Below are 24,430 nucleotides of genomic sequence, written 5' to 3'. Positions count from 1 at the left end.
CCGCGGTCCGGGGATTCTAGCGCAACCTTGCGCATTCCAGCGACCGGCTCTGTGCCGCCCCGCTGCGCTGCTGGGCCTGGGCCGGTTGCGTGCCTGCCGCCAGCTGCCCTTCCAGCCACCACTGCCCGGCGTCGCCGCTGGCGACAAGGCGCGGCTGGAAGCCGGCGGCCTGCACCGCCGCCATGCGCCGCTCGGCGCCTTCGCGGTTGCGGTACTGGCCCAGCGCCACGGCGTTGGCCTCCTCGCCTTGGCTGATGATGTAGTAGTCGCTCAGGCCAGCGGCGACGATGCGTTTCACGGTGGCCTGGGCTTCTTCGCGGTTGGCGGCGGCCGGCAGCATCACCCGGTAACGGGCACTGCCGCTGGCAGCAGGCTGTTCGCGCAGGCGCACCTGGCTGAGCAGCGTGCTGGCCTTGCCCTGCGCACTGGTAGCGGCGGCGCGGTCGGCGAACGGGCCCAGCGCGACGCAGCGCGGCGGCTCGGCGGCCGCGGGCGGGGTTGCGGGCTTCTCCGGTGCCGGTGCCGGGGTCGGGGTCGGTGCAGGCGGTGTTGCCGGCTTGGCAGCGGCAGCAACCGGCGTAGCCTCAGCCGCCTGCGGCTTGGCAATCTCCGGCTTGGCCGGGGCGGCGGGCGCCGGCGTTACAGCCACGGCCGTCTTCTCCGCCGGTTCGCGCTCCATCAACGGCGCGGTCGGCGCGGCGGCCGTGGCTTCGGCGGCCGCAGCGGCATCCACGCCACCGGGCACCCAGCGCAGCTCGGCCACGCCGGCGGGTTGCGGCGGCGGCGCAGGCTTCTGCGGTGCATCGCGCAGCAGCCACCAGCAGGCGACGCCAAGATTGAGGATGGCCAGTACGACGATCAGGGCACGGGTCAGCATGCGCGGATACTAGCCTGCGGGCTGGTGCACCGCCCAGCGGGCGAGGCCATCCAGCACCAGCGAGGGGTGGTAGTCGGCGCCAGGCAGCAACGGCATCAGCGCCGGTGCGCCGCCACCATGCACCAGCAGCGAGGGCGCAACGCCCAGCAGCGTGTGCGCCTGCTGTGCGCTGCGTTCGATCAGTGCCACGGCCGCACCATCGCAGCCGGAGGCGAGCGCGTCGGCGGTGTCGTTGGCGAATTCGCTGTAGTCACCGCCGGTAGCCGGCAGCTGCACCGCGCGGGCATGCAGTGCTTCGCGCATGGTGGTGGGCGATGCGGAAATGCGGCCACCGTGGTGCTGGCCGTCGGCGTCGAGCAGATCAATCGTCAGTGCGGTGCCCACCCCGACCACCAGCACCGGGCGCTGCGCCTTGGCCGCGGCCAGCAGGGCCAGGAAGCGGTCCACACCGAATTTTTCGGGCTTGGCATAGGCAATGCGCACACCGGCGCATTCGGCGCTGGTACGCACCACGTGCACGTGCTCGAAGCGACGCTGCAGCTGGTCCAGCATCGCGCTGGTCAGCGACGGTGCGGCCACGCTGGCCACGAACGCGGTGGTGCCGCTGGGCAGGCTGTGCGGCGGCTGTCCGGCCATGCCTTCGGCGCCATGCGCCCAGGCCTGCACGTCACCGGCACGGTCACCCTGCAACGGCGCGAACTTGAAGCGCGAGTTGCCGAGGTCGAACAACCAATCGCTCATGCCGCCCTCACGCTGACTTCGCCGGCGTGCAGCAGGCGCTCACGGCCATCGATGCGCACGCGCAAGGCGCCGTCATCAGCCAGGCCGAGTGCGGTGCCATGCTGCCACTGCCCTTCCAGTTCCACCCGTACTTCGCGACCGGCCAGCATGTCGAACGCGGCGTAGCGCGGCAGGAAGGGAGCGAGGCCTTCGCGATCGAATTCTTCCAGTGCCGGCAGCAGGCGCGCCAGCACGGCAGCAACCACCACGTTGCGGTCCACCGGCTTGCCGGCCAGCGTGTCCAGGTCCACCCACGGCTGGGTGATCTGCTCGGCGAAGGACGGCGGCATGTGCGTGTTGATGCCGATGCCGATCACCGCGCGCGCCGGGCCGGCGTATTCGCCACCGCCTTCTGCGAGCAGGCCGACCAGCTTGCGGCCATCGACCAGCAGGTCGTTCGGCCACTTCAGCTGCGCCTGGGTGTAGCCCAGGTCGTGCAGCGCTTCGGCCACGGCGATGCCGGCCACCAGGCTCAGCCCGGCCAGGCGACCGAGGCCACCGGAAAACAGCCGCAGCACCGACAGGTAGATATGCGCGGCCAGCGGCGACGCCCACGTACGGCCGCGACGGCCGCGGCCGCCGGTCTGGCGCTCGGCCAGCAGGACGCTCACCCCGCGCTGGGGCGCGCTGCAACGCAGCAATTCGGCGTTGGTCGAGTCCACTGTCCAGGCGACCTGCAGGTCGTGCAGCAGGGCTTGGACGCCGGCAGGCAGGCCGGCACGGATCGCGTCCGGGTCCAGTAGGTCGACCGGGCGGGTCAGGCCATAGCCCTCACCTGCACGCCCCTCGATGTCTACACCGGCGGCTCTAAGTCCTTGAATACGCTTCCAAATGGCCGCCCGGGTCTGGCCCAGCTCACGGGCCAGGGCGTCGCCGGAGAGGCGACCGGCAGCGAGTTTGGCCAGCAATTGGCGGTCGTCCACGGCAGCTTCCACGAAGTCAGGAAGGAATTATGCGGGAAAGCCGCCAGCGGCGCCCGCCACGCTGGGTTCCGCGGGGGCTTCCAACGGGGCGCCGGGTTCGGGCTAGAATCGGGAACTCACCTTCCCTTAACGTGGATGTCGTCAATGCGCCGTTATGCCCATTGCCTGATCCTGCTGACGATGCCCTTCGCGGCGTCTGCGACGGCAGCGCTGGACGACAGCCGCGGCGCCTGCGTGTCCTCCAACGGCGATGCCGCTTCGCAGCGTGCACCGACCGCGACCGCTTCGGCCGCCACCACCAAGCCGGCACCGGTCCGCCCGGCAGCCAACACCAGCACGGGCGGCGGTGGCAGCGATGACGACGTGCTGCAGCGCATCCGCGCACCGAAGTGGCACAGCTACCTGCCGGGAATGTTCCGCTGATCAAGTCGCTGCTGCAGTGGCTGCGGCCTGCGCCGCGGCCGATCGACGATGTACTGTGGAATGAGGCCTGCCGCCGCGCCGCCTGGCTGCACGGTCTGGACGACGAACGCCGCGCGCGATTGCGCCTGCTGGCCACGCGCTTCCTGCACGAGAAGACCATTACCCCGATCAGCGAGCTGCAGCTGCATGCCGGCGATGGCGTGCTGCTGGCGGCACTGTGCTGCCTGCCGCTGCTGGAGTTCGGCAAGGTGGGTCTGGAAGGCTGGTCGCAGCTGATCGTCTACCCCGATGCATTCCGCGTACATCGCAGCCACATGGATGCGGCCGGCGTACTGCATGAGTGGGATGACGAACTGATTGGCGAGTCGTGGGACAGCGGTCCGTTGATCCTGTCGTGGGCCGATGTGCAGGCCGACCTGGCGACGCCGCACGAGGGCTACTGCGTGGCGGTGCACGAGATGGTGCACAAGCTGGATGCGCTGGATGGCGCGATGGACGGCACGCCGCCACTGCCGCGCGAGTGGCAGCGCGAGTGGGCAGCCACCTTCCAGCGTTCCTACGACGCCTTCTGCGCGCAGGTGGATGCCGGCGAGGAGACGTTGATCGACCCGTACGCGGCCGAGGCGCCGGAAGAGTTCTTCGCGGTGGCCAGCGAGTATCACTTCTCGGCACCGGATCTGCTGCAGCAGGCGTTGCCGGAGGTCGCCGCGCAGCTGCGGCGGTTCTACGGCGAGCCGCCAAAGATCGAAACACGGTAGTGCCGGCCGCTGGCCGGCAACCTGGCAATGCCACCGAAGATCATGAGGGTGCCGGCCAGCGGCCGGCACTACCGATTGCGAAGGTTTACGGCCCCGGCGGCAAACGCACTTCGAAACGGGCGCCGCCCAGTTCGCTGGAACGGCCGACGGCCAGTTCGCCGCGGTAATCCTTGATCAGGTCCTGCACGATCGACAGGCCGATGCCGTGGCCCTGCACGCGCTCGTCGCCACGCACGCCACGCTGCAGCACCTTGCCGATGTCGTCCGGGGCAATGCCCGGGCCATCGTCGTCCACCGCCAGCAGCAGGCCTGCGCGGCGCGCGTTCGGTGCAGGCAGCGGCTGCGCGGTCAGCAGCACGCGGCGGTTGGCCCATTTGAAGGCGTTTTCCAGCAGGTTGCCGAGCAGTTCCTGCAGGTCGCCCGGTTCGCCGTGGAAGCGCGCGGCCGGATCGATGTCGAACTCGCACAGCACGCCCTTGGAGGCGTAGACCTTCTCCAGGCCACGTACGATTTCCTCAGCGTTGGACTCGATCGGCAGCGGCGCGGAGAACAGCTTGTGGCCCGACGACGCAGCACGTGCCAGCTGGTACGAAACCAGGTTGTTCATGCGCTGCAGCTGCACGTCCAGCTCCTCGCGCAGCGCGCCATCGCCCGCGCCGCTGTCCATCTGCGTGCGCAGCACCGCAATGGGCGTCTTCAGGCTGTGTGCCAGGTCGGCCAGGGTATTGCGCTGACGCTCGAGGTTCTCGCGCTCGCTTTCAATGAAGGCGTTGATGCTGTCGGTCAGCGGTTCCAGCTCGCGCGGGTGGCGCTCGCTCATGCGCTCGGTCTCGCCGCGCTGCACCTTGGTCAGCTCGGTGATCACCCGACGCAGCGGACGCAGGCTCCACTGCAGGATGACGGTCTGCAGCAGCAGCAGGATCAGGCCGATGCCGCCCAGGTAGAACCAGACACGGCCGCGGAACACGCGCAGCTGCGCACCCAGCGCGCGCGAGTCTTCCATCACATAGATGGTGTACGGGAATTCGGTGGCCGGGTCGGCGTCGGCGTCCCACACCAGGCCCAGGCCATAGCGGTACACCGAGCCCTGGCTGCCGTCGATCTGGATCATCGGCAGCGGGCCTTCGAACACTTCCTGGCGTGGCGCCAGCAGGCCGCCGCCGACGGTGGGCAGCATCGGGCCTTCGGCGGACATCGAATTGCCCTTGCCGTGCGGCATCACTACCTGCAGGTACAGGCCACTGCCCGGCACGTCGAAGCGCGAATCCGGCGGCTGCTCGCGGATGTACAGCGAGCGGTCGCGGGTGAAGTCGATGCCGGCCGCGTACGCGGTGGCGTAGTTCTTCAGGCGCTCACGCAGGTTCGCCTTCGCCGTATCGGCGAAGGCGGCGTCGAGTGCGTAACCGGCCAGGGCCAGGAACGCGACCAGGCCCACGGACGCGGCAAGCATCTGGCGCGCCTGCAGGGAGCGCGGCCGCCAGCGTCGGAAGAACCACAGACGGCCGGACATCATGGTCTCGCCAGGCTGAGCCGGCTCAGCCCTCGTTGCGCGGAATCGCGAAACGGTAGCCGCGGCCGCGCACGGTCTCGATCGGCTTCAGTTCGCCATCCGGGTCCAGCTTCTTGCGCAGGCGGCCGATGAACACTTCCAGCACGTTCGAGTCGCGGTCGAAGTCCTGCTGGTAGATGTGCTCGGTGAGGTCGGCCTTGGAGACCAGTTCACCGGCGTGCATCATCAGGTACTCCAGCACCTTGTATTCGTAGCTGGTCAGGTCGACATTGCTGCCGGCCACGCTGACGGTCTGCGCAGCCAGGTCCAGGGCGACCGGGCCGCATTCCAGGGTCGGCTTGCTCCAGCCGGCAGCGCGGCGCAGCAGCGCGTTGACGCGGGCCAGCAGCTCTTCGACGTGGAACGGCTTGACCAGGTAGTCGTCGGCGCCCTGCTTCAGGCCTTCGACCTTGTCCTGCCAGCTCGAACGCGCGGTCAGGATCAGCACCGGGAACTTCTTGCCTTCGTCACGCAGGGCCTTGATCAGCTCCATGCCCGACATCTTGGGCAGGCCGAGGTCGATGATGCCGACATCGAACGGAACTTCGCGCCCCATGTAGAGGCCTTCCTCGCCGTCCTGCGCAGCATCGACGGCAAAGCCTTCGCGCTTGAGCCGGGCTGCCAGGGTCTCACGCAGCGGGGCTTCGTCTTCGACCAGAAGGATACGCATGAACTCTCCCTAGTGTCCTGGGTGTGGCCCGGAGGCCTGTGGGGTACGGGTTGATAGCGACAACTATCCCTGTTCAGGGGTTATCGCCGCGTAGTGATGACATATCCGACCGCGGCGTGCGCGGCTGTGAACGCGACGGTGCGGGGTCGTCCATGTAGCGGACCCGGCCCCGGTCGTCCATGTACTTCACCCGGTTGATGTCACGCCCATCGAACGGCACGCGCTCGGCGCCGAGGATGTGGCCGCCGGTGGTGCGCTGCACGCGGCGCACGGCATCGGACAGCGAGCGCTCGTCGCCACGGCCACCGCGCTCGCCCCGCTCCATCATCTCCGCGCGCCCCTGATCGCCACGCGGCGGCTGTTGCGCCAGCGCCGAAGACAGCGGCGCAGCCGCCAGCACCACGCAGGTGGCCAGGGCAATGCGGCGATGGAGGGGAGCGGAAGACATCGATGCGATCCTAGCCGAGCACGGCGATTCGTTCAAAAGTCGTAAATCCGGGAGCCGGGTTCGGGACCCGGCGCTTTACAAATCCTTTGCAAATTCTTGGTTTGGGGCAGTGAATCCGGTCTGAACTTTTCCGGCCCTGCGCTCGCGTCGTTCATCTAGGTGAACATTCGGGACGAATCGCCGCCCCTTGTCAAGTCAGGACTGTGACCGACGTCACGCTGCGGTGCGATCAGCTTCGCGTTCGGTGACCGCCAAGGCCTGTTCGATCAGGCTCCAGCCGGCGCCCGGGCGGTGTGCGCCCTCGCTCAGCACCTGGCGGAATGCGCGACCACCGGGCTGGCCATGGAACAGGCCGAGCAGATGGCGGGTGATGTGCTTCAGCGCCAGGCCTTCGCCCAGCCGCGCCTCGATGTAGGGGCGCATCGCGCGCAGCAGGTCACCACGTGCCTGTAGCGGGGCGCCGGTGTGCAGCGCCTCCAGCTGATGCAGCAGATAGGGGTCGTGATAGGCCGCCCGGCCCAGCATCACGCCATCGACGTGCGCGGCCTGCGCCTGTACCGCCTCGATGCTGGCCAGGCCACCGTTGATCACCACCGGCAGTGCCGGGCGCTCCTGCTTCAGGCGGTAGGCCCAGTCGTACTTCAGCGGCGGAACCTCGCGGTTCTCCTTCGGCGACAGGCCCTTCAGCCACGCGTTGCGGGCATGCACCACCACCATCGCCGCACCAGCGGCGACCTGGCGGTCGACGAAGCTGGCAAACACGTCGTAGTCGTTGTCCTCGTCCACGCCCAGGCGGCACTTCACCGTTACCGGGATGTCGACCGCATCGACCATGGCCGCCACGCACTCGGCCACCAGTACCGGCTCGCGCATCAGGCAGGCGCCGAAACGCCCGGCCTGCACGCGGTCGGACGGGCAGCCGCAGTTGAGGTTGACCTCGTCGTATCCCCACTCGGCGGCAATGCGCGCAGCCTGCGCCAGCAGGGCCGGATCGCTGCCGCCCAGCTGCAGCGCCAGCGGCTGTTCGCTGCGGTCGAAGCCGAGCAGGCGCTCGCGGTCGCCGTGGATGACCGCGTTGGCGTGCACCATCTCCGTGTACAGGCGTGCACCCGGCGCCAGCACGCGATGGAACACGCGGCAATGGCGGTCGGTCCAGTCCATCATCGGGGCAACGGACAGGCGCAGGGAATCAGCGTAACGGGCGGTGGCGGACGTCATCGGGGTGTTGATCGTGGAGACTAGCATTGCCAGTGAGATCAATAGTTTACACCGCCCGGCTGAATGGCGGCGGCTGGCGCCCGGATAGCGGGGCGCCCGGGCCCGAGGGCCGTCCGCAAGCCGGGCGGCGCCACCCCACAATGACGGGCAACCGGTCACAGTTGTCGCGATTCGTTGACGACGACGAAATATTGACGCCGTTATAGTCCGTCGCTCGCAATGGATTAGACGTGTGGAGCAGATGATGCAGCACAAGCGTTTGAGCAGGACCCTCGCCACCGCGCTGGCGGTCGCCGTACTGGCCATCGGCACGGCAACCGCAGCACCGGCTGCCACCGGGCTGAGCCCGGCCTTCACCACCTGCCGTGACAAGGCACAGGGTGCGATCGAGCAGGCCGCCTGCCTGACCTCGGAAAGCGCACGCCAGGACCAGCGCCTGAACCAGGCCTACCGCCAGCTGCAGGCAAAGCTGACTGGCGCAAAGAAGACCAAGCTGGTGAATGCCCAGCGCGCGTGGCTGCAGTCGCGCAGCCGCGATGGCGAACTGGATACCGCGCTGTACGACGATTCGCAGCCCGGCAACCTGCAGGGCGAGCTGAACGATGTGATGCGCCTGAGCGCGCGTGCCGACCAGCTGCAGAAGTATCTGCAGCTGCTGGACTGACCCTTGAGGGGCAGACCCTCTGACTGCACAAGGATGTAAGACATGCCAACCAACATCGATACCCATGATCTCGATGCCACCTCCGGCGCCGTGTATTTCGCCGTCGGCCGTGGTACCGAAGGTGGCCCCGCCTCCTATCATCTGGCCATCGCCGGCATCACCCAGGGCGTGACCGAACCGCACTGGGGCACGGTGAACAAAGTCGCGCAGAACAGCGGTTACAGCCTGGGCGCGATCCAGGTCGACTTCGGCCAGCGCGGCGAGTGGGCGCTGGGCGCCATCGACGGCCACGCACTGAAGGCGGGCGAGACGACCTATGTCGACGCCGTGATCGATCAGGCCAGCACCTATGCCAAGGCGCACAACCTGCCCTTCACCCAGGACCACGCCGACCTGCGCCGCGACCTGCTCAGCCACGGCAATGGCCTGAGCGGGCGCAGCTCGATCCAGTTCATCGATACCAACACGCGCGACAGCATCAACGCCTGGGCCGGTTCGGCCGAGGGCAAGCAGTGGATCCACGCGAACATCGACTACCCGCAGGTGCGCAACGCCACACGGATCGGCATGGCGATGGTGGACGCACACGGCAGCGGCATCGCCGAGGAAAACCGCTTCGAAGCGATCAGCCTGATCGCCAAGACCGCCAACCAGTTGCCCAGCCAGCTGCCCAAGCTGCAGAAGGTGCTGGAAGAAGGCGGTGACTACGAGGCGCTGCGCGCGAAGGCCGGGCAGATCCGCGAGACCTACCAGTACTTCGACGCGCCCAAGGCCGGCGACATCGCCGTGCGCTACGAAAATGCCTATGCCAACAACAAGGACGCAATGGACCGCGCCCATGCCAAGGTCAGCAGCCGCGACTACTCGCCCGCTGGTGAGCACAATGATGCGGACATCAAGGTGGCGCTGGACCAGATCGGCGCACCGCGCCAGCAGGCCGGTTCGCAGACGTTGAAGGAAGGGTCCAGCGGCCGTGACGTGCTGAAGCTGGAGAGCAATCTGGTCACGTTGGGCTATGCCAGTGCTGGCGGCCAGCAGACGCTGAATCCGGACCGGCGCTTCGATGCCACCACCCGCAAGGCGGTGGAAGACTTCCAGCGCGCACACAACCTGGACCCGGTGGACGGCAAGGCCGGGCCAGCCACGCTGGCCGCGATCGACCGCGACGCGCGCGAACTCCAGGGCAACCTGGCCGCGCTGGGGCTGACCGACGCCAAGGGCCAGGCCATCGGTAGCGATGGCTATCTGGGCGGTGGCAGCCGCCATGCGATCAACGCTTTCCAGCAGCAGCATGGCCTGCCTGCGACCGGCATTGCCGATGCGGAAACCCGCCAGGCGCTGGCCAATGAAGTGCAGCAGCGTGCGCAGGCGCAGGGCAACACCCCGGAACAGCAGGCAGCGGACGAGCCTGCACGCGAGACGGTGTACCCGATGTCCGACCCGCGCAGCCCGCAGAACTGGCTGTACACCGAGACCCTGGTGCAGGTGAAGTTCGCCGAGGAAGCGCGTGGCCTGCCCTCCGGCGAGCACAGCGAGAAGCTGGCTGCTGCGCTTACCGTGGAAGCTGCACGTGCCGGCCTGTACCGGGTTGATCGCGTTGAGCTGAACCAGGATGGCTCGATGGCGCGCGCGGTGCAGGCCAATGCACTGCACGACGAAAGCGCGTTGAACCGCAATACCGCGCCGGTATCGACGGCGGACGCGATGCGCCAGAGCGTGCAGGAAAACAGCGAGCGGGCATTGCAGGTGAGCGATCAGCAGCGCGAGCAGCAGAAGATCGACCAGCAGACCCAGCAGCACGGCCCGCGGGCCATGATGGCGTAAGAGAGCGGGCCCACGGGCCTGCGAGTGCCATTGCCTTGCTCACCCCTCGTCGGCTTGAGGCCGACGAGGGCGTTGGTTGAGGTGCGTCGAGGATTGTCGCAAATGCGAGGTCTTGCGCCCCGGAGCGTGCCCACGCTTCGAGGGAGTCGGTCTCGAGGTGTAGCCGATCCGGTTTGATCGCGTCGGCGCTTTGACGACAGATAAGTCCGTCCGTAGCTTTTCCTAAGTGATCAGTACCCGCCATCCATAGGCGGTCTGCTTCTTGAAACACTGCCGCCTCAGGCGGTCAGGTCTCACGGGTGGGCGTCGCGCAGATCAATCTGTACCTTCGGCGTCACGTGCTGGTAATCGAACACCGTACCCAGAGGGCCGGCCGAGGCAAGGAACACCTGCCCACGCACGCGGTAGACCTGCGTGTCACCGGCATCGTAGCGCTGCATATCCAGCATGCGGCCGAGGAATTCGATGACCAGGTTGGCCATGCCCTGGGCGACGCATTCGCGATCACGCTCGCTGGGCGTCTCGGCGATGTCCTCGACGTTCTGCGACGATGCCGGACAGCGGAAGGCAGCGAAGCATGCCGCCGCTCTACAATCGGGCCATGGCCACCCACCGCCCGCAGTTCTTCGACCCCGCAACCGAACAGGGCGTGCTGCGCCTGTCGATCGCCGCCTCGCTGCTGCTGGCCGCCGCCGCAGTGGTATTCGGCCTGCTGGCCAATTCCTCGCTGATCATCTTCGACGGCATCTACGGCCTGATCGATGTGGTCATGACCTGGCTGTCGCTGCTGGTGGCACGCCTGATCGCGCTGTCCACCCAGACCGATGCGTTGCAGTCGAGGCTCAACCAGCGCTTCACCATGGGCTTCTGGCACCTGGAACCGATCGTGCTGGGGGTCAGCGGCACGCTGATGATCGGTGCGGCACTGTATGCCCTGGTCAATGCGGTGGATGCGTTGATGTCCGGTGGCCGCCACATCGCACTGGGCCCGGCCATCGCCTTCGCCGGGCTGTCCATCGTCGGCGAAGGCGCACTGGCCTGGTTCATCCTGCGCGCCAACCGCCGCATCGGCTCGGAGTTCATCGCACTGGATGCGAAGAACTGGGTGATCGCGGCCAGCATGTCGGCATGCTACCTGCTGGCCTTCCTCGGCGGCGTGCTGGTGCAAGGCACGTCCTGGGCCTGGGTCGGGCCGTACATCGACCCGGCCATCCTTGCCTTCGTCTGCGTGCTGGTGATGATCGCCCCGCTCGGCACCGTGCGCCGGGCGCTGGCCGGCATCCTGCTGGTCACCCCGCCGGAGCTGCAGGCGCACGTGGATGCCGTGGCACGCGCGATCGTGGCCAAGCATGGCTTCGTCGAGCACCGCAGCTACGTGGCGCAGGTGGGGCGAGGTGAGCAGATCGAGCTGTTCTTCGTGGTGCCGGAAAACGACCCACCGCGGCCGCTGGTGGAATGGGACCAGCTGCGCGACGAGATCGGCGACGCGCTGGGCGAGGCCTCGCCGGACCGCTGGCTGACCATCATGTTCACCACCGATCGCGAGTGGACGATCTAGGCCGACAGGACGATCTATCAAGTTTTTCGTACGCCCTGCAACCCAACGTACGCGGAAAGCGGGCAAAGTAGGCTCCAACGCAACACCCACCCACCGACCAGGAGCATCCCGATGTCCATCGAAAAGGTTCTGTACACCGCCCAGGCCACCTCCACCGGCGGCCGTGAAGGCCGTTCCGTCTCCTCCGACAACGTGCTGGACATCCAGCTGTCGACCCCGCGCGAGCTGGGCGGCGCCGGTGGCCCGGGCACCAACCCGGAACAGCTGTTCGCCGCCGGCTACTCGGCCTGCTTCCTGGGCGCGCTGAAGTTCGTGGCCGGCCAGGCCAAGGTCGCGCTGCCGGCCGACACCACCGTCACCGGCAAGGTCGGCATCGGCCAGATCCCGACCGGCTTCGGCATCGAAGCCGAGCTGACCATCAGCGCTCCGGGCGTACCGCGCGAGCAGCTGGAAGAGCTGGTGCAGAAGGCGCACATCGTGTGCCCGTACTCCAACGCCACCCGCGGCAACATCGACGTGACGCTGATCGTTGCCTGATGGGGTGCTGCCGGCCAGCGGCCGGCACTACCAACGTGAAGAGCAAAAAAATGGGCGGATGCCGGTCGAAACCGAACATCCGCCCATCCCACCTTCGTTGTCCCACAGGGGGGCATGAGGTTGCCGGCCAGCGGCCGGCACTACCAGGTCACTTCTCGCTCGTGATGAGCTGCACGACGCTGGAGAAATCCAGCTTGCCGCGGCCGGCCTGGTGGTTCATCGAGTACAGGTTGCGGGCTACTTCGCCCAGCGGAATCGAGGCGCCGACACTCATCGCCGCTTCCACTGCCAGGCCCATGTCCTTCAGCATCAGATCGCTGCCGAAGCCACCGCTGTAACCGCGCGAGGCCGGCGCGTTTTCCAGCACGCCCGGCCAGGGGTTGCACACTTCGGTGGCCCAGCTGCGGCCGGTGCTGACCGCCATCATCTGCGACAGCACCTTCGGGTCCAAGCCGTGCGCCACGCCGAGTGCGATGGCTTCACCGGTCACCGCCATGATCACGCCCAGCGCCATGTTGTTGCACAGCTTGGCGACCTGGCCAGCGCCGCTGGCGCCGACGTGGAAGGTGTTCTTGCCCATCGCCTGCAGCACCGGGCGTGCGCGTTCCAGCGCGTCTTCCTCGCCGCCGACGATGAAGGTCAGGGTGCCGGCCTGGGCGCCGGCGGTACCGCCGGACACCGGTGCGTCGATCATCTGCAGGCCACGTGCGGCGGCCGCTTCCGAGACCTTGCGGGCGCTGGCCGGTGCGATCGTGCTGCAGTCGATGACCAGTGCGCCGGCCGGAATCGCGGCAAGAATGCCGTCGTCGCCCAGATACACGCCTTCGACGTGGCGGCTGGCCGGCAGCATCGAGATCACCACCTCGGCATCGGTCAGGGTGTCGCGCGCCGACGACGCAGCACTGGCACCGGCGTCAACGGCGGCCTGCACCGCGGCCGGGACCAGATCGAACACGCGCACGCTGTGGCCGTTCTTGACCAGATTGGCGGCCATCGGGCCACCCATGTTGCCCAACCCGATGAATGCAATGCGGCTCATGCAAGGCTCCTTTCAACAAGGGGAGTGCCCAGGTCGGCCAGCGGATGCGCGGCATCGGCCCAGGGGGAAGCGAAGAAGGTGTCGGCCCACGCGCCGGTGGCCTCGGCCAGGGTGGCCGGGTTCCACTGCGGATTGCGGTCCTTGTCGACCAGCAACGCGCGGATGCCTTCGGCGAAATCACCGTGGGCGGCGCAGTGCAGGGCGACGATGTACTCCAGGCGATAGATCGCGGCCAGGTCCTGGCCGGCACTGCGGCGCTGCAGTTCGTACGCCAACCGTGCCGAACCGGGTGCACCGGCGGCCAGGGTCTTCTGTGCCGCCTGCAGCCAGGCATCGTCGGTCTGCAGCGTGCTGATGCGATCGATGATCGCGGGCAGGTCATCGCCCTCGCACAGCGCCTCGACCTGCGCGGCATTGGCCAGCAGCGGGCCGGTGGCGGCATCGCTGGCATGCGACTGCAGCAGATGGGTCAGGCGTTCGTGGTTGTGTGCGGAATCACTGGACCAGGCCACCTGCAGCAGCGCATCGAACACCGCGCTGCGGCGTTCTTCGGCCACGTGCACGTCGGCCAGGCCGGCGTAGATGGCGTCGCCCGGGTTGAGCAGCGCGCCGGTCAGCGCCAGGAACAGGCCGCCCTTGCCCGGTACGCGCGGCAGCAGCCAGCTGCCACCGACATCGGGGAACAGGCCGACGGTGATTTCCGGGAATGCCAGCTTGGAGCGCTCGCTGACCACGCGGTGGCTGGCGCCGGACATCAGGCCGATGCCGCCGCCCATCACGATGCCATGGCCCCAGCACAGGATCGGCTTGGCGTAGGTGTGGATGAGATGATCGACGCGGTATTCGACGTCGAAGAACTCGGCGGCGTAGTCGTTCTCGCGGATGTCGCTGCAGCCGGCCTCGCGGAAGGCGACCATGCTCTTGTACAGGCTGTGCAGGTCGCCGCCGGCGCAGAACGCCTTCTCACCGGCACCCTGCAGCACCACCATGGCGATGCCGTCGTCATCGGCCCAGGCCTTCAGCTGCTTCAGCAGCAGGTGCGCCATCGGCAGCGAGAAACCATTGAGCGTGCGCGGCGCGTTGAGCGTGGCGATGCCGATGCGCGTGCCGTTGCCGGCCACGCGCTCCTCGAACAGCACCGGTGCGTCGTCGGCAGCGGTGTCGATGCTCATGCGTTCTTCCACTGCGCGGTGCGCTTTTCCAGGAAGGCGGTCACGCCCTCGACCTGGTCGGCGGTGTCGAACAGGTCGACGAAGGCTTCACGCTCGGCCACCAGCGCCGAGGCGTGGGTGCCGGTGCGGGTGGACTGCACCAGGGTCTTGCAGGCGGCGATGCTGGTCGGGCTCTGCTTGCCGGCCTTCTTCGCCCATTCCAGGGCCAGTGCCTTGGCTTCGCCCTTGCCGACCTTTTCTTCGGCCAGGCCAATGCGCAGTGCGGTCTCGGCATTGATGCGCTCGCCCAGCAGGATCATGCGCTTGGCCCAGCCCTCCCCGACCAGGCGCGGCAGGTTCTGGGTGCCACCGGCACACGGCAACAGGCCGACGGTGGCCTCCGGCAGCGCCACCTGGGCGTGGTCTTCGATGATGCGCAGGTCGCAGGCCAGTGCGCATTCCAGGCCACCGCCCATGGCGTAGCCGTTGATCGCGGCGATCGACACGCCGCGGAAACCGGACAGCGCTTCGAAGGCTTCACCGAAGCGGCGCGCGGCCTCGCGTGCAGCGGCCTTGTCGCCGGAGGCGAACTGGTTGAGGTCGGCACCGGCGGAGAAGAACTTCTCGCCGTCACCGGTGATCACCAGCGCGTAGATGTCGCGGTCTGCGTTGAGCGCACCCACCACGTCGCGCAGCGCCGACAGGCTGTGCACGGTCCAGGTGTGCGCCGGCGGGTTGTTCAGGGTGACCACGGCGGTGTGGCCATCCACCTCCACCTTCAGGCCCACGTGCTCCTGGGTACGCCAATCCTTCATCGCAGTTCCTCTTCGGTGTTGAGCAGGTGACGGGCAACGATCACCCGCATGATCTCGTTGGTGCCTTCCAGGATCTGGTGCACGCGGCAGTCACGCAGCAGGCGCTCGATCGGGTATTCGCGGATGTAGCCGTAGCCGCCGTGGATCTGCAGCGCTTCGTTGCAGACGTTGAAACCGGCATCGGTGGCGAAGCGCTTGGCCATCGCGCACCACACGTTGGCGTCGCTGGCACCGGCATCGAGCTTGCGCGCGGCGGTGTGCACCATCTGCCGGGCGGCGACCAGCTGGGTGACCATGTCGGCCAGCTTGAACTGCAGCGCCTGGAACTCGGCCAGCGCCTTGCCGAACTGGCGGCGCTCGCCCATGTAGCGGCGTGCGGCATCCAGCGCACCCTGCGCGGCACCCAGCGAGCAGGCGGCGATGTTGATGCGGCCGCCGTCCAGACCCTTCATCGCCAGCTTGAAGCCGCCGCCTTCCTCTCCCAGAAGGTGGCTGACCGGCACGCGGACGTTTTCGAAGGTGATGCCACGGGTGGGCTGGCTGTTCCAGCCCATCTTCTCTTCCTTGCGGCCGAAGCTGATGCCCGGCAGGTCCGACGGCACCGCAATGGCGCTGACACCGCCGGCACCGGGGCCACCGGTGCGCGCCATCACCACCAGCAGCTCGGTGGCACCGGCGCCGGAAATGAAGGCCTTGGAGCCATTCAGCACATAGAAGTCGCCATCGCGCACGGCGGTGGTCTTCAGCGACGCCGCATCGGAACCCGCACCCGGTTCGGTCAGGCAGTACGAGGCCAGCTTGCTGCCCGAGGACAGATCGGCGCCCCACGCATCGCGCAGGGCCGGCTGGCCCCACTTGGACACCATCCACGAGGCCATGTTGTGGATGCTGATGTACGCCGCGGTCGACGGATCGACGTTGGCGAGCTCCTCGATGACGACGGCGGCGTCCAGTCGGCTCAGGCCGCTGCCGCCCACTTCCGGGTCCATGTACAGGCCGCAGAAGCCCAGTTCACCGGCCTTGGCGATCGCCTCGCGCGGAAAGATGCCCTCCGCATCCCATCGCGCGGCGTGCGGCGCCAGTTCGGCCTGTGCGAAGTCGCGCGCCGCCTCGCGGTACGCCTGCTGTGCTTCTTCCAGTTCCGTCGTCATCGAGTGGCTCATGGCTGCTCCTGCCGTTACTTCAGGCTGATCGTGGTGTTGACGCCGTGGCTCAGCGTCTCGTCATCGAACCAGCGCGCGGTGACCGTCTTGGTCTGGGTATAGAACAGCACCACCTGCTTGCCGTACGGGCCCAGGTCACCCAGCTTGGAGGCGCGCGAACCGGTGAACGAGAACAGCGGCACCGGCACCGGGATCGGCACGTTGATGCCGACCTGGCCGACGTCGATGTCTTCCTGGAACTTGCGCGCGGCCGCGCCGGACTGGGTGAACAGTGCGGTGCCGTTGCCGTTCGGGTTGCTGTTGACCATCGCGATGGCGTCTTCCAGCGTTTCTGCTTCGAGGATGACCAGCACCGGCCCGAAGATTTCTTCCTGGTAGATGCGCATGTCGGTGGTGACACCGGCAAAGATGGTCGGGCCGACGAAGTTGCCCTTCTCGAAACCATCGACCTGCGGCTTGCGGCCATCCAGCACCAGCTTGGCGCCCTGCTCCACGCCCGAGGCGATCAGGCCTTCCACGCGCTCGCGGGCGCTGCAGGAAATGACCGGGCCGACGTCGGTACCGGACACGGTGCCGGCGCTGACCTTCAACGTCTTGGCCTTTTCGACCAGGTCCTGCACCCAGTTGCGCGCCTCACCGACCAGCACCAGGGTGGAAGCGGCCATGCAGCGCTGGCCCGCAGCACCAAAGGCGGCACCGACCATCGCGTTGAGGGTCTGTTCCTTGTTGGCGTCCGGCAGCACCACGGCGTGGTTCTTGGCGCCCATCATGCACTGCACGCGCTTGCCGGCCAGCGAGGCACGATTGTAGACGTGGGTGCCGACGCGGGTGGAACCGACGAACGACACGGCCTTGATGTCCGGGTGGTCGCAGATCGCGTTGACCACTTCCTCGCCGCCGTGGACGACGTTCAGAACGCCCTTCGGAATGCCGGCTTCCAGGGCAAGCTCGACCAGGCGCATGGTGACCATCGGGTCCTGCTCGGACGGCTTGAGGATGAAGGTGTTGCCCGTTGCAATCGCCATCGGGAACATCCACAGCGGGATCATCGCCGGGAAGTTGAACGGGGTGATGCCAGCGCACACGCCCAGCGGCTGCATGATCGTGTAGGTGTCCACGCCATTGGCCACGTTGTTGGCCAGCTCGCCCAGCTGCAGGTTGCCGATGGCGGCAGCGTGCTCGACCACTTCCAGGCCACGGAACACATCACCTTCGGCGTCCGGCAGGGTCTTGCCCTGTTCGGCGGTGAGGATGTGGGCCAGCTCGCTCATGTTCTCGCGGATCAGCTGCTGGTACTTCAGGAAGATGCGCGCGCGGGTACCGATCGGGGTCTTGCGCCAGGTCTTGAAGGCTTCCTTGGCGGCGGCGACGGCGGCGTCCACTTCGCCGGTGGTGGCGAACGGCACCTTGGCCAGCACGTCCTGGGTGGCCGGATTGATCACGTCCTGCCAGTGGGAGGTGGCCGATTCAACGAACTGGCCATCGATCAGCATGCGGATACGGGGCGCTGCAACAGTCATGACGACAATCCCACGGGGTGCGAAAGATGCTTGGCATTATTCACAGCACCCGTCTCGATTTCCGGGCTGAATCCGCTTAATCTGGCCAACACGCCAGACGATTCATGTTAATTTTGTGAATTATTCAGCCACCCAGCGGCAGCTTGGCCTGCGCTTGCTACGGCTGCGCGAGCAGCGCGGCTACAGCCAGGTGGACCTGGCCCGCGCCTTGGGCCTGTCGGCCAGTTACCTGAACCAGATCGAGCGCAACAAACGCCCACTCACCCCGGCCGTGCAGAAGAAGCTGGGCGAGGTATTGGGCGATGTTTCCTCACTGTTCGACGAAGATGAGCCCGCTGCCCTGCAGGAAGCCCTGGGCGAGACCCTGCGCGACCTCGGCTTGGCCGAAGTCAGCGCGACCGAGCTGCGCGCCCTGGCCGGCAACCTGCCGCAGGTCAGCCGCGCGCTGCTGGACCTGCACCGCCGCCACCTGGCGCTGCGCGAGCATGCCGCCGCGCTGGAGTTCCAGCTGGGCGAGCCCGGCGCCGGCAGCACCCTGCCCGCCGGTGACCAGGTGCGCGAGTTCTTCAATCGCATGCACAACCACATCCCCGAACTGGACGAGCTGGCCGAGCAGCTGTTCGCCGAATGGGGGCTGTCGCCCGGGCATGTGGCACCGCGGCTGCGCCAGCTGCTGGCCGACCGCCATGGCGTGCTGGTGGAAGTGGCTGCACTGCAGGCCGGGCGCGAGAAACGGCAATACGATGCCGGTGCGCGGCGGCTGTGGCTGCCCGATTACCTGGAGCCCGGCCAGCAGGCGTTCCAGATGGCGGCCGAGCTGGCCCTTCACGGCTATCTGCCGCAGATCGATGCGGTAGTGGCGCGCGCTGGCTTTACCGATGAGGCACGCATCGCGCAGGCGCGGATTGGCTTGTCGAATTACTTCGCCGGTGCGTTGGTGATGCCGTACATGCGTTTCCTGCGTGCGGCCGAGGCCAGCAGTTACGACATCGAGCTGCTGGCGCACCAGTTCGGCGTGGGCTTTGAAGCGGTCTGTCATCGGCTGAGCACGTTGGCGCGGCGCAGCGCGCCCGGGCTGCCGTTCTTCTTCATCCGCGTGGACCGTGCCGGCAACGTGTCCAAACGCCATTCGGCCACCGATTTCCATTTCTCGCAGGTGGGAGGGTCGTGCCCGCTGTGGATCGTCTACGAGGCGTTCAACCAGCCCGGCCGCATCCTCACCCAGACCGCGCGCATGCCCGATGGCCGCCGTCATTTCTGGCTGGCGCGGCAGGTCAGCAGCGGGCCGGTGGGCCATGGCCAGCCACGCAAGACGTTCGCGGTGGCGTTGGGCTGCGACCTGCAGCATGCCGAACGCCTGGTGTATTCGCTGGGGCTGGATGTACAGAGCCCGGGGAACTCGGTGTCGATCGGGCCGGGTTGCCGGGTGTGCCCGCGCGAGGACTGCATGCAGCGCGCGTTCGCGCAGTTGCCGGGGCGATAGGGTTGGTTCGGCAGGGCTGCGCCCTGCACCTGCGGTAGTGCCGGCCGCTGGCCGGCAACCTCAAAAGCAACAGCGGGCTTTCCGTGGGATGGCGGGGCGGTGTCGGATTGCGGGGACGCCGTGAACCCGTCCCTGAAGTGACCCCCGGCATCCATGCCGCGGACACCCCGCAATCCGACACCACCCCGCCTTCGACAGTTTCCTCCTGCTGCTGGAACCTGATGCTGATGGTGATGCTGATGCTGCTGATGGTGGGTGCCGACCGTTGGTCGGCACGCTCTCGCCCTGCGCGAAATGCATCCACGCATGGCGTGGATCTACTGCCGGCTCAGTAGATCGGCGTGACCTTCATCTGCGGCAGCGGACGCGGTGCGCCGTCGGTAAGGTCCGGGCCGAGGTCTTCCCAGGTACGCCCCTGCTCGACCATCAACCCCCACAACTGCTGCGAGGCCAGCCGCTTGTCTTCCGAGCCCAGCCTGTACGACGGCGGTGCCGGTTCCCCGCGGGCAACCATCGCGTACGCCGCGCGGTAGGCCAGTACCTGCTGCGCCGGATCATCGGTGCGTGCCACTTCCAGCGTGTAGCGCTGGTAGGCCGAGGCCAGGTTGCGCCAGCGGATCCAGTAGTGGTTCTCGAACGAGAACGAACAGAAGCGCGCACCGGCGAGGCTGCCCTTGTCGGCGATGCGGGTCAGCACCTCCTGCGGCATGTCCAGGTTCATGCCGCCCTCGTCGCCCTGCAGGCTGACGTGCACGATGCGGTCGCGGTAACCCGGCGCGCGCGCCTGCAGCAGATCGCGCCAGTTCTGCATGGTCGCCACCACCGCGAACAGGAAGCGGCCCAGCTCGGCGGCCGCCAGCGGTGTGGCGATCGACTGGTAGGTGCGCTGCCAGCCGTGCCGGTTCTCGGTGGGCAGGAACACCGCGTGCTCCAGCGACTGGCGGCCACTGCTGCCGTGGTTCACCTCTTCGGCGTGCTGCGGGTAGACCAGATTGATGGCGAAGGTAGGCCAGCGCGGCAACGCGGCATCGAACAGATGGATCGGGAAATTGCTACTGATGCCACCATCGGAGAACCAGCAGATGCGGAAGGCGGTGATCACCGGGCCGCAAGCCTGCCCGGCGCTGGTCAGCCCTTCCATGCTGTCGGCCACGTTGTGCTCGGGGTCGGCCGCCGGCGCGGTCGGCTCGCAGCGTCGTTCGCGGCGTGAGGGTTCATGCAGCGGCACCGCGCTGATCAGCAGCGGGAAGCTCAGGCTCATGCGCGTGGCCACCAGCACCGGCAGCTTCGGGCCCGGCGGCAGGTGGTAGTACTGCCGACCTTCCACCTCCAGCGGCGGGCCGGCCTGCGTCACCAGCCACTGCACCACGCTGGCCGGGAACAGCTGCTCGAATTCCTCGCGCAGGAACCAGAACTGCGCGCCGCCCAGCGGCAGCGTGCGCGGCTCGTTGTGCGACACGCAGGTGGTGATCATCTGCAGGCTGATCGCATGCGGGCTGTCCGGCTCGCCGGCATAGCGCGGCGCGTCGTGCAGGTCGGCGAAGGTGAGCGGTGCATCCAGCGGCCTGCCGGACAACTGCTGCAGGCATTCGTGCAGCCACTCGGTCAGTGCCGGCGTGCGTGCATCGCGGCCGAGGCCGCTGCACAGGCCCAGCAGATTGCGTCGCGCCACGCGTGCCACACGAAGCGCGGCACCGGCCACACCCGCACCGTACGCGCACAGCAGCGACGGCAGCAGCGTGGCCGCCACCCCGCTCCAACCACCGCCCCACCAGCCCAGGCCGAGCAGCAGCGCCAGCGACACCAGCACTTCCAGCGGCGCGATCTCGAACACGGCAACGGCCAGGCACAGCAGTTTGTGCGGCAGGCTGGCATTGCCGGTCAGCACCACCAGCAGGCGATAGGCCGCGCGTGCCCCGCGTGCGGGCTGGAACAGGCTGTAGATGAAGCCGCGCCGCGACAGCTGCGCCGACACCGCCGACAACCCGCCATAGCCTGCATCGCCGGGCAGGTGCTCGCCGGCCTGCTGACGACGATCACCGCAGGCCGCCGCAGCCGCCACGGCGGCGGCGATGGCGCCGGCCGAAGTGCCGCCGATGCTCTTGAAGCGATACTCGCGCGCCAGCGCCAGTACCGCATTGGGGTACACGATGCCGCTGGTGATGCCGCCTTTCATGACCAGATCGCAGTACTTGTCCGCCACTGTCTTGCCCCCGAGCATGCCGTCCGCCGCGTGGGTGCCAGTATGGCGCAGAGGCTTCTCAGGGCCTGAGAACAACGGCGCAGTCCGCGCACGCGATGCGCCGTTCAGCAGAAAGCACGGCTGCAGGCTTGACCCGCCCCGCCATCGGCGTAGCATCTGCAGCAAGCCAAGGGACAGACCCGCGGCTGCCACAACGACATGAGGGATTCTCATGGAATTCGACTATCTCGTCTTCATCGGGCGATTCGAGCCCTTCCACAACGGCCACGCCGCCGTTGCCCGCCTGGCCCTGAGCCGGGCCCGCAAGCTGATCTTCCTGGTCGGCTCTGCCGATACCCCCCGCAGCCTGCGCAATCCCTGGACCGTGGCCGAACGTGCCGTGATGATCCAGGCCGCCCTCGATGGCCACACCGACCGCCTGCTGATCCGCCCGCTGCGTGACCACCTGTACAACGAAGCGCAGTGGATCGCCAACGTGCAGCGCCAGGTGGCTGAAGCCCTGCGCAACGACGGCGCCGCCGCCGATGCGAAGGTAGGCCTGATCGGCATGGACAAGGACGCGTCCAGCTACTACCTGCGCGAGTTCCCGCAGTGGCCGCTGGTGGACGTGCAGCACACCGCCACCCTGTCGGCCACCGAGCTGCGGCGCTACCTGTTCGAAGCCGGCGACGTCGACTTCCACGGCGCGCTGCTGATGCTGCGTGGCAATGTGCCGGCGCCGGTGTACGACATGCTCGAAGCGTTCCGCAAAAGCGCGCCTGCCTATGGCCAGCTGGTGGCCGAGTACCGCTTCATCGAACAGTACAAGGCCGCGTGGAAGGATGCGCCCTACGCGCCCACCTTCGTCACCACCGATGCGGTGGTGGTGCATTCAGGCCACGTGCTGCTGGTGCGTCGCCGCTCGGAACCCGGCAAGGGGCTGTGGGCACTGCCCGGCGGCTTCGTCGGCCAGGAACAGAGCCTGCTCGACAGCTGCCTGCGCGAACTGCGCGAGGAAACCCGGCTGAAGATTCCGCTGCCGGTGCTGAAGGGTTCGCTGAAGGGCCAGCAGGTCTTCGACCACCCCGACCGCAGCCAGCGCGGCCGCACCATCACCCACGGCTTCCACTTCGAGTTTCCGGCCGGTGACCTGCCGCCGGTGCGCGGCGGCGATGACGCCGACAAGGCGCGCTGGATACCGGTGAGTGAAGCCCTGGACATGGGCCCGCAGCTGTTCGAAGACCACCTGCACATCCTGGAGTATTTCCTCGGCCGCGGCTGACAGGCCCGGCCTTCCCACTGGCGGACAGACCGCTGGTGTCACTCGACGCGAAGGAGCTTCCGTCATGCACTACCTCGATAATCTTCTCCTCAACACCGACAGCTACAAGGCCAGCCATTGGCTGCAGTATCCGCCGGGTACCGATGCCACGTTCTTCTACGTCGAATCACGTGGCGGCCTGCACGATCGCACGGTGTTCTTCGGCCTGCAGGCGATCCTCAAGGACGCGCTGGCACGACCGGTCACCCACGCCGACATCGACGACGCTGCTGCGGTATTCGCCGCGCACGGCGAACCGTTCAACGAGGCCGGCTGGCGCGATATCGTCGACCGGCTTGGCGGCCACCTGCCGGTGCGCATCCGCGCCGTTCCCGAGGGCAGCGTGGTGCCCACCCACCAGGCACTGATGACCATCGAGTCGACCGATCCGGCTGCGTTCTGGGTGCCGTCGTATCTGGAAACGCTGCTGCTGCGCGTGTGGTATCCGGTCACCGTGGCCACCATCAGCTGGCACGCACGGCAGACCATCGCCGCGTTCCTGCAGCAGACCAGCGACGACCCGCAGGGGCAGCTGCCGTTCAAGCTGCACGACTTCGGCGCGCGCGGTGTATCGAGCCTGGAATCGGCCGCGTTGGGCGGTGCCGCGCACCTGGTCAACTTCCTCGGCACCGATACCGTGTCGGCGCTGTGCCTGGCACGCGCGCACTACCACGCGCCGATGGCCGGCTATTCGATTCCGGCCGCCGAGCACAGCACCATCACCAGTTGGGGCCGCGAACGCGAGGTGGACGCCTATCGCAACATGCTGCGCCAGTTCGGCAAGCCCGGTTCGATCGTGGCGGTGGTGTCGGACAGCTATGACATCTACCGCGCGATCAGCGAACACTGGGGCACCACCCTGCGCGATGACGTGATCGCGTCGGGCGCCACCCTGGTCATCCGTCCCGACTCGGGTGACCCGGTGGAGGTGGTGGCCGAAAGCCTGCGCCAGCTGGATGAAGCCTTCGGCCACAGCCTCAACGGCAAGGGCTATCGCGTGCTCAACCACGTGCGGGTGATCCAGGGCGATGGCATCAATCCGGACACCATCCGCGCGATCCTGCAGCGCACCACCGACGACGGCTACGCTGCCGACAACGTGGCCTTCGGCATGGGCGGTGCACTGCTGCAGCGGCTGGACCGCGATACGCAGAAGTTCGCGCTGAAGTGCTCGGCGGCACGGGTCGAGGGTGAGTGGATCGACGTCTACAAGGATCCGGTCACCGACGCCGGCAAGGCCAGCAAGCGTGGCCGCATGCGCCTGCTGCGCCGCCTGGACGATGGCAGCCTGCATACGGTGCCACTGCCGGCCAACGGCGACGACACCCTGCCGGACGGCTTCGAGGACGCAATGGTGACCGTGTGGGAGAACGGCCGCCTGCTGCACGACCAGCGGCTGGACGACATCCGCACGCGGGCGGCCGTGGGGCATTGAAGGCGCATCCCGACCGGGGTCAGAGCCCGCTGCGTGGCAGCGGGATCCGACCCCTTCCTTCCGCTGGGGTCGGATCCCGTTGCAGCGCAGCG

General features: G+C 67.7%; 23 protein-coding genes. 9 read left to right on the top strand and 14 right to left on the bottom strand.

Features of this window, described 5'->3' with window-relative positions:
* Positions 1-16: 16 nt before the first annotated feature.
* From AC5P9F_RS14145 to birA, 3 genes are read right to left on the bottom strand one after another with little or no spacing between them, the layout of a single operon-like run.
* Positions 17-877 (bottom strand): SPOR domain-containing protein, encoded by an 861-nt coding sequence (locus tag AC5P9F_RS14145; protein ID WP_262101535.1) that lies wholly within the window; start codon positions 875-877, stop codon positions 17-19.
* Between the two features lie 9 nt (positions 878-886).
* Complete coding sequence (locus AC5P9F_RS14140) at positions 887-1,618, bottom strand: type III pantothenate kinase (protein WP_005407698.1); 732 nt, start codon at positions 1,616-1,618, stop codon at positions 887-889.
* On the bottom strand, positions 1,615-2,580 hold the full coding sequence (birA, locus tag AC5P9F_RS14135) for a bifunctional biotin--[acetyl-CoA-carboxylase] ligase/biotin operon repressor BirA (RefSeq protein WP_043035430.1): 966 nt from the start codon (positions 2,578-2,580) through the stop codon (positions 1,615-1,617). The genes AC5P9F_RS14140 and birA overlap by 4 nt, the downstream gene beginning before the upstream one ends.
* A gap of 144 nt (positions 2,581-2,724) precedes the next feature.
* Here birA and AC5P9F_RS14130 point away from each other — a divergent pair, with 144 nt between their 5' ends.
* Positions 2,725-3,003: a hypothetical protein gene (locus tag AC5P9F_RS14130; RefSeq protein WP_005411956.1), complete on the top strand. Its 279-nt coding sequence runs from the start codon at positions 2,725-2,727 to the stop codon at positions 3,001-3,003.
* Complete coding sequence (locus tag AC5P9F_RS14125) at positions 2,970-3,761, top strand: M90 family metallopeptidase (protein ID WP_164281618.1); 792 nt, start codon at positions 2,970-2,972, stop codon at positions 3,759-3,761. Before AC5P9F_RS14130 ends, AC5P9F_RS14125 begins: the two co-directional genes overlap by 34 nt.
* A gap of 85 nt (positions 3,762-3,846) precedes the next feature.
* On the opposite strand, the gene AC5P9F_RS14120 is transcribed toward AC5P9F_RS14125, so the two are convergent.
* The 4 genes from AC5P9F_RS14120 to dusA form a co-directional block, all read right to left on the bottom strand.
* Positions 3,847-5,271: an ATP-binding protein gene (locus tag AC5P9F_RS14120; protein WP_032953760.1), complete on the bottom strand. Its 1,425-nt coding sequence runs from the start codon at positions 5,269-5,271 to the stop codon at positions 3,847-3,849.
* Between the two features lie 25 nt (positions 5,272-5,296).
* On the bottom strand, positions 5,297-5,980 hold the full coding sequence (locus AC5P9F_RS14115; RefSeq protein WP_004136763.1) for a response regulator transcription factor: 684 nt from the start codon (positions 5,978-5,980) through the stop codon (positions 5,297-5,299).
* Between the two features lie 73 nt (positions 5,981-6,053).
* Positions 6,054-6,428, bottom strand: coding sequence for a hypothetical protein (locus AC5P9F_RS14110; RefSeq protein ID WP_043035428.1), 375 nt, complete (start codon positions 6,426-6,428; stop codon positions 6,054-6,056).
* Positions 6,429-6,641: 213 nt separating this feature from the next.
* Complete coding sequence (gene dusA / locus AC5P9F_RS14105) at positions 6,642-7,673, bottom strand: tRNA dihydrouridine(20/20a) synthase DusA (protein ID WP_043035427.1); 1,032 nt, start codon at positions 7,671-7,673, stop codon at positions 6,642-6,644.
* 217 nt (positions 7,674-7,890) lie between these two features.
* On the opposite strand from dusA, the gene AC5P9F_RS14100 reads away from it, so the two are divergent.
* Together AC5P9F_RS14100 and AC5P9F_RS14095 are read left to right on the top strand one after the other, a co-directional pair.
* Entirely contained in the window at positions 7,891-8,310 is a 420-nt protein-coding gene (locus tag AC5P9F_RS14100; protein ID WP_219625293.1) for a lysozyme inhibitor LprI family protein, read from the top strand.
* A 42-nt stretch (positions 8,311-8,352) separates the two neighbouring features.
* Positions 8,353-10,134 carry a peptidoglycan-binding domain-containing protein gene (locus AC5P9F_RS14095; protein WP_100438230.1) on the top strand — a complete coding sequence of 594 codons (1,782 nt, stop codon included), beginning with the start codon at positions 8,353-8,355 and terminating at the stop codon, positions 10,132-10,134.
* A 293-nt stretch (positions 10,135-10,427) separates the two neighbouring features.
* Here the strand turns inward: AC5P9F_RS14095 and AC5P9F_RS14090 are convergent, their stop codons facing one another.
* Positions 10,428-10,616, bottom strand: coding sequence for a sulfate transporter (locus AC5P9F_RS14090; protein ID WP_224119324.1), 189 nt, complete (start codon positions 10,614-10,616; stop codon positions 10,428-10,430).
* Between the two features lie 95 nt (positions 10,617-10,711).
* On the opposite strand from AC5P9F_RS14090, the gene AC5P9F_RS14085 reads away from it, so the two are divergent.
* Together AC5P9F_RS14085 and AC5P9F_RS14080 are read left to right on the top strand one after the other, a co-directional pair.
* Positions 10,712-11,692: a cation diffusion facilitator family transporter gene (locus tag AC5P9F_RS14085; protein WP_005407688.1), complete on the top strand. Its 981-nt coding sequence runs from the start codon at positions 10,712-10,714 to the stop codon at positions 11,690-11,692.
* Between the two features lie 111 nt (positions 11,693-11,803).
* Positions 11,804-12,229, top strand: coding sequence for an organic hydroperoxide resistance protein (locus AC5P9F_RS14080; RefSeq protein ID WP_014035621.1), 426 nt, complete (start codon positions 11,804-11,806; stop codon positions 12,227-12,229).
* 148 nt (positions 12,230-12,377) lie between these two features.
* Here the strand turns inward: AC5P9F_RS14080 and mmsB are convergent, their stop codons facing one another.
* The 5 genes from mmsB to AC5P9F_RS14055 are packed head-to-tail and all read right to left on the bottom strand — an operon-like array spanning position 12,378 to position 17,917.
* The gene (gene mmsB, locus AC5P9F_RS14075) at positions 12,378-13,268 is read right to left on the bottom strand and encodes a 3-hydroxyisobutyrate dehydrogenase (RefSeq protein WP_099484571.1); all 891 of its coding nucleotides are present in this window, start codon (positions 13,266-13,268) and stop codon (positions 12,378-12,380) included.
* A complete protein-coding gene (locus AC5P9F_RS14070) occupies positions 13,265-14,440 on the bottom strand; it encodes an enoyl-CoA hydratase/isomerase family protein (protein WP_100438229.1) in 1,176 nt (391 codons plus the stop codon). Before AC5P9F_RS14070 ends, mmsB begins: the two co-directional genes overlap by 4 nt.
* Positions 14,437-15,234: an enoyl-CoA hydratase gene (locus AC5P9F_RS14065; protein ID WP_100438228.1), complete on the bottom strand. Its 798-nt coding sequence runs from the start codon at positions 15,232-15,234 to the stop codon at positions 14,437-14,439. The genes AC5P9F_RS14070 and AC5P9F_RS14065 overlap by 4 nt, the downstream gene beginning before the upstream one ends.
* Positions 15,231-16,397 carry an acyl-CoA dehydrogenase family protein gene (locus tag AC5P9F_RS14060; protein ID WP_033833499.1) on the bottom strand — a complete coding sequence of 389 codons (1,167 nt, stop codon included), beginning with the start codon at positions 16,395-16,397 and terminating at the stop codon, positions 15,231-15,233. The genes AC5P9F_RS14065 and AC5P9F_RS14060 overlap by 4 nt, the downstream gene beginning before the upstream one ends.
* 14 nt (positions 16,398-16,411) lie before the next feature.
* Entirely contained in the window at positions 16,412-17,917 is a 1,506-nt protein-coding gene (locus tag AC5P9F_RS14055; RefSeq protein WP_012478809.1) for a CoA-acylating methylmalonate-semialdehyde dehydrogenase, read from the bottom strand.
* Positions 17,918-18,032: 115 nt separating this feature from the next.
* Here AC5P9F_RS14055 and AC5P9F_RS14050 point away from each other — a divergent pair, with 115 nt between their 5' ends.
* Positions 18,033-19,400 carry a helix-turn-helix domain-containing protein gene (locus AC5P9F_RS14050; protein WP_012478808.1) on the top strand — a complete coding sequence of 456 codons (1,368 nt, stop codon included), beginning with the start codon at positions 18,033-18,035 and terminating at the stop codon, positions 19,398-19,400.
* 328 nt (positions 19,401-19,728) lie between these two features.
* Here the strand turns inward: AC5P9F_RS14050 and AC5P9F_RS14045 are convergent, their stop codons facing one another.
* Complete coding sequence (locus tag AC5P9F_RS14045; RefSeq protein WP_274850014.1) at positions 19,729-21,621, bottom strand: patatin-like phospholipase family protein; 1,893 nt, start codon at positions 21,619-21,621, stop codon at positions 19,729-19,731.
* Between the two features lie 193 nt (positions 21,622-21,814).
* On the opposite strand from AC5P9F_RS14045, the gene AC5P9F_RS14040 reads away from it, so the two are divergent.
* Both AC5P9F_RS14040 and AC5P9F_RS14035 read left to right on the top strand, forming a co-directional pair.
* Positions 21,815-22,864, top strand: coding sequence for a bifunctional nicotinamide-nucleotide adenylyltransferase/Nudix hydroxylase (locus tag AC5P9F_RS14040; protein ID WP_005411941.1), 1,050 nt, complete (start codon positions 21,815-21,817; stop codon positions 22,862-22,864).
* A gap of 64 nt (positions 22,865-22,928) precedes the next feature.
* On the top strand, positions 22,929-24,338 hold the full coding sequence (locus tag AC5P9F_RS14035) for a nicotinate phosphoribosyltransferase (RefSeq protein WP_308679652.1): 1,410 nt from the start codon (positions 22,929-22,931) through the stop codon (positions 24,336-24,338).
* Positions 24,339-24,430: the final 92 nt, after the last annotated feature.

The organism is Stenotrophomonas sp. YJH_SMC_4 (assembly GCF_059371575.1).
Note: the sequence above shows the minus strand (reverse complement) of the source record. Positions and strands in the feature narration are given on the sequence as shown.